The sequence below is a fragment of the Novosphingobium sp. FKTRR1 genome (assembly GCF_020404405.1).
Classification (GTDB): Bacteria; Pseudomonadota; Alphaproteobacteria; order Sphingomonadales; family Sphingomonadaceae; genus Novosphingobium.
The window spans coordinates 1-5327 of the sequence record NZ_JAIZDA010000071.1 but is presented as its reverse complement, the minus strand read 5'-3'; the positions used below and the strand labels follow the sequence as shown (position 1 = coordinate 5327).

Here is a 5327-nt window from a genome sequence, read left to right as displayed (position 1 = left end):
ATCCAACAGGAATTCGAGCACATCCGCAAACGATATTGGGGCCAACGCTTCTGGCAGCGCGGCTACTTCTCGACCACATCCGGCAACATCACCGATGACATCATCATGCGTTACCTCGACCGACATAGCCACAAGGACGGCTTCAGCCCCACCGCTTGATCCTACCGGCGTCAGCCGGTCAGTGATTCAGACCTCCTCCCGGCCTCAGAAGATAGGAGCCCAGCCCTTCGCGAGAGGGCTGTTGTACCGGCGGCCCCCCCTGTTTCCTGCCAGACAATCTGCAATAACCCATTCTTGTCGGCCCAGGTGATCGCCACTTGACCGCCTTCGTCGCTCAGGGCTCCATACTTGACGGCATTTGTGGCCAGTTCGTGCAGGATCATGGCGAGACGCGTAACGACCTGCTCTGGGACCTCGTAAGCCGGTCCAAGTAACTTGATTTGCTGGATTGGGAATGGCCGCAGCACCGCCTGCGCCAGAGCCTTGAGATCGCATGACTTAGCCATGCCGAACTTCAGTATCTCGTTAGCCGCAAACAAAGCCGTTAGCTGAGCCTCGAACTGGTCGAGTTGGATGCTTTGCGGTTGGGATTTCCTTGCACGATGCAGCAGGGCACGCACCACCGTTGCAACGTTACGCGAACGATGATGCAGTTCGCGATTGATGCTGTTCAAGGCAGCAGCATTCTCGTCGGCTTCGCGCATCGTAGCTCGTAGTAGGTGCCCGAAAAAGGCGACAAGCGTGCAGCCAAAGGCATACAGACTAAGGATAACCAGATCGGGTATCGAAGCCCGGAGCGTAAAAGCGGGGTCAACGAACAGGACAACCGACAAGAGGCTGGACAACGCCCCAGCGGCGACAGCCCATCTGCCGCCGAACGCAACAGCGACCAAAATCACCAGCGGATAGTAAAGCGCAAAGGGCGCGCCGGACCTGCCCCGATCGATATACCAACGGACGAGCGTCACGGCTGACAAAGCTAGGACAAGCATCGCTGCCTTCGCCCAAAACGGGCGCGACTTGGTCAGGCTTCGGATGAAACCACTGCGGCGCAACTCTTATCCCCAATCTAGGTCACTAGTGGACCTTCTCGATTGCTTGTCAACCTTGGTGAGACTGAGACCGATTTTACACAGTTGTCGGATCCGAAAGCCGACAAACTCAATATGTTGACCCATTATTGCGAATAGCTTGCATTAGCATCGGAAGGTTGCTAGCCGGCTCTGCGTCCAGATTCCGAGGTCAGCCCCTTGTCCAATTCCGCAACCTACGTTCTCCTCCTGTCAACTGCAGCCTGCTTGTCGAGCGCTCCTGTATTTGCTCAGCAAGCCACAAAGCCTGAGGATTCCGCGACCCAAGCAGAGAGTTCAGATGAGATCATCGTCTCTGCGGCGCGATCAATCTTGCCAGCGAACGCCCTACCCTTGACCGTTGACGTGATTGGCAAAGAGGACCTCGACCAGCAGGTGGCGATATCAGGGTCAGTGACAGATGCCGTAGCCACGCTCACGCCCTCATTTTCGCCAACGCGGCAGAAGCTTTCAGGTGCTGGAGAGACGTTGCGCGGTCGCTCTCCGCTCTATGCAATCAACGGTATCCCGCAGTCGACGCCACTTCGCGACGGCAGTCGCGACGGCTTCACGATCGACGCATTCTTCATCGATCGGGTCGAACTGATCTTCGGGTCGAACGCGCTCCAAGGGATTGGTGGCACCGGCGGCATCGTCAACCAGGTTACCGTCGGCGCCCCCAGGCAGGACGGGATCAGCGGTCGCGCTCTGATCCAAGGAACCGCTGCCGATGGATTTGAGAGTGATAGCATTGGCGGCAAGACCGCGGGTCTGGTCCAATACAAGAGCGGGCGCTTCGACGCCTCCGTTGGTGCTGCATACGAACGCCGAGGCGTCTTCTACGACGCGGAGGATCGCCGCGTCGGCATCAACCTGACGCAAGGCGAAACGCAGGACACCGCCACACTCTCACTGTTCGGCCGCTTTGGCTACGCACTGAGCGACAGCGCACGCCTTGACCTCATCGCCAGCCGCTTCGAACTCAAGAGCGATGGCGATTATGTCGCAGCCAACGGCGATCGCCTCAGGGACCTGCCAACCAGCGCCGTGATCGGGACGCCCCCAGGCGTGCCAGCAGCCAACCGCGCCGAAAGCGTTGCCCTTTCGTTGACTGACAGTGCGCTGTGGGGCGGCAATCTGATTACGCAAGTGTTCTGGAACCGTAGTCGCGACACCTTCGGTGGAGAGATTGCTCCGGTAGCAACCTTCCAGGACCCGCTCATTGCGCCTGTCGGAACGCTCTTCGACCAGTCGCAGAACCGTTCACGCAAGTATGGTGGCAAGATCAGCTACGAGCGCGCGGTCCCCGGCCTTGAGGCGCTGACCACCATCGTCGGCATCGATGCGCTCTGGGACAAGACCGAGCAGCGCTTGATCGCAACCGACCGGGTGTGGGTGCCGCCAACCGACTTCCGCAGCCTTGCCCCGTTCGCCCAGGCAAACCTCGCCCTGTTCGACAAGGTTCTGCGATTTGCTGCCGGGGTGCGGCATGAAGATGTACGCATCACCATCAATGACTACACTACCCTTGCCACGTCAAATCGCGCGCAGGTCGCCGGCGGCAGCCCGCGTTTTTCCGATACGTTGCTCAATGGTGGCGTAATCGTCGAACCGGTGCCAGGCATTCGCGCCTATGCCAGCTACGCCGAAGGATACACGGTGCCCGACGTCGGTCGCATCACTCGCGCGGTGAACCGTTCCGGGGTCGATATCGATACCTTTCTCGACATCAGCCCGATCGTTTCGAACAATCGCGAGCTTGGCATCGAGCTCAAGCGTGGACCACTTGATGCATCGGCCACGTATTTCTGGTCGTCCTCGGACAAGGGCCAGCTGCTCATCGCCCGTCCAGATGGCATCTACGATGTGCAGCGCCAGCGTGTAAAAATCGAGGGCATCGAGATCAATCTCTCGGTCATGACGCCGATTGAAGGTCTGAAGCTCAGTACCGGCTATGCTCATCTTTCGGGACGCTTCGACAGCAATGGTGACGACGTCGTCGATACCGATCTTGATGGTGCCAACATTTCGCCGGACCGACTCAATTTTGCGGCAAGTTATGCCAAGGGGCCGCTCTCGGCGCGCATCCAGACCCAAGTCTACTTCTCGCGAAAGTTCAGGGGGCTGGTACGAGATCCTCGAAACGATTTCGGCGGGTATACCCTGACCGATGCCAGCGTTCGATACCAGACAGGCGCCGGGGCCCTGACGCTGAGCGTGCAGAACCTGTTCGACCGGCAATACATCACCTATGCGAGCGATACACAGCGGCCGACGGACAACACCTTCTATTTTTCTGGCCGAGGGCGCAGCTTCACGCTGGGCTGGGACTACCGCTTCTAAGATGATGAAGCTGATGGACCTGTTGCACCGTTGGTGCGGTGGAGTTCTGGGGCTGATCCTCGCGATCCTTGGGCTGAGCGGCGCGATCCTGGTTCACAAGGAAGAGTGGATGAGCCTGCCCCATGCGTCGGACGTACGGGTAACGGATCCCTCCCAGCTCGGCCAGCTCGCAGAACAGTTGCTGGGCGGGGCGAAGGGCGGCGAAAGTCTTGTTTTCGCCAGCGACCGTTTCGGCTTGGTGCAGTTACGGGATGGGGCGCACGGGCTATACGCCACCCAACGCGGTGAGGTCATCGCCCGCTGGTCGAGCAAATGGGAGCGGCCCGAGCTGTGGCTGTTCGACTTGCACCATCACTTGTTCACCGGCGATGTCGGTGAAACTGTCGTGGGGGTTGCGGGGCTTGCTGCTATCGTTTTTGCCGTGACTGGGGCGGTACTATGGTGGCGCACCCGCCGGACGTTCAGGTTCCGGCTTTGGCCACGACGCATGTCCGGCCCCGCCATCCGCATGCAGCACCGCGACCTGGGGATAATTGCCACTCCCGTGCTGCTGATTTTGGCGCTCACTGGCACGATGATGATCTTCCGTCCGGTCGCCGGTACCGTGCTGGCGCCGCTTTCTTCCCCAGCAGCAATCGAAGCCGATCTAAAAGCTCCGAAATTTGCGGTCGGACCGCTAGCGCGTGATCTCGATTGGCACGCGATCATCAGGATCGCTCACGAAGCGTTTCCGACTGCCGAATTGCGCATCCTTGCGATTCCGAAAAAGCCGGGCGATCCGATAACCATTCGCATGAAGCAATCGGCCGAATGGTTGCCGAACGGCCGTACCATGCTGTGGTTTGATCCCACTGACGGTCGTTTACTGGGCAACCGTGACGCAACCAGGATGCATGCTGGTACACAGGCATTTAACATGGCCTATCCCCTGCATGCAGGAAAGGTCGGAGGACTTGCCTATCGGCTGCTCCTCACCGCCGTTGGTCTGGCCTTGGCACTGCTTGGATCGCTTTCAGTGTGGAGCTTCTGGTTTTGCAAGAAGCAAAGGCAAGCAGCATCGCGCTCCAGCAGCTGCTCGCGGCCGTGCTGACGCTTGAAAAGCTGAACTGGCTCGATCACGATGGCCATTGCCTCGACGGGCTCGTGGCGGCCCGGAGCGGTAGCAAAATTGCCACAGCTAGCCAGAGCAAAGCAAAGAAAGTTAACACGCCCCACTCCACAGCGTGGCCGACATCAATCACAGCGCCGCGATACCGACCCTAAAGGTAGCCATCCGGTGAAGGCCGCGGCCGCCTTTCACAGCGGACGTTCGAGGCTGATGATGTCTTCATCAGCTCCTGCCATCTGTTAATCAGTTCACGACCCGGTCGCGTCGGCTGTGCGAGGCCGGAAGATTGAAGCGGCGGCCGACATGGCGGACTGAAAATAGAGGTGTACGTAACTGGCCCAGAGGCTGCCACAGTGGTAGATTGCTTCCCCCTCAGCGCCCTTCGTGCCTTGTGCGCCGCAATAGCGCCGGACCGTCGTTTCGAGCCGAGAATAGTGGAACGTGTGGCCTCGCAATATGCCGCCATTCAACTCGACGGATTGCAAGCCGAGGGCCGCAAGACGGCCTTGCATGATACCCTTACCAGGCATCAGCTTCAGCATCGGCGCGCTGTGACCTTTACCGTCATCGAGCTCATCAAGGCAGTAAAGCATACCGCCGCATTCCGCCAAAATCGGTTTGCCCGCCCGATGATGCGCACGGATCGCGGCAATCATCGAATGGTTTTGCGACAGTTCTGTGTGGACCGGCGTGCAAAAGGGACCCCGTTAGCGGGGTGATCGGCGTCTAAAAGGGACCCCTCATTCCGATGGTGTAGCGGGCTGCCTGGTTTTCCAGGTGGCGAGATCGGGATGTTGGTGGTGGAG

Annotated in this window: 5 protein-coding genes; 3 read left to right on the top strand and 2 right to left on the bottom strand. The window is 59.3% G+C overall.

Annotation, left to right across the window (positions count from 1 at the left end; genetic code table 11):
• The gene (locus tag LDN95_RS22735; RefSeq protein WP_226019784.1) at window positions 1-159 is read left to right on the top strand and encodes a transposase; all 159 of its coding nucleotides are present in this window, start codon (window positions 1-3) and stop codon (window positions 157-159) included.
• 11 nt (window positions 160-170) lie between these two features.
• Here LDN95_RS22735 and LDN95_RS22730 read toward each other — a convergent pair whose 3' ends face one another.
• Window positions 171-992 (bottom strand): HWE histidine kinase domain-containing protein, encoded by an 822-nt coding sequence (locus LDN95_RS22730; RefSeq protein WP_226019783.1) that lies wholly within the window; start codon window positions 990-992, stop codon window positions 171-173.
• Window positions 993-1250: 258 nt separating this feature from the next.
• On the opposite strand from LDN95_RS22730, the gene LDN95_RS22725 reads away from it, so the two are divergent.
• Window positions 1251-3413, top strand: a complete 2163-nt coding sequence (locus LDN95_RS22725; RefSeq protein ID WP_370631734.1) for a TonB-dependent receptor — start codon at window positions 1251-1253, stop codon at window positions 3411-3413.
• A gap of 4 nt (window positions 3414-3417) precedes the next feature.
• Complete coding sequence (locus LDN95_RS22720; protein WP_226019780.1) at window positions 3418-4503, top strand: PepSY domain-containing protein; 1086 nt, start codon at window positions 3418-3420, stop codon at window positions 4501-4503.
• Between the two features lie 266 nt (window positions 4504-4769).
• On the opposite strand, the gene LDN95_RS22715 is transcribed toward LDN95_RS22720, so the two are convergent.
• Window positions 4770-5195: a hypothetical protein gene (locus tag LDN95_RS22715; RefSeq protein ID WP_226019781.1), complete on the bottom strand. Its 426-nt coding sequence runs from the start codon at window positions 5193-5195 to the stop codon at window positions 4770-4772.
• Window positions 5196-5327 lie beyond the last annotated feature (132 nt).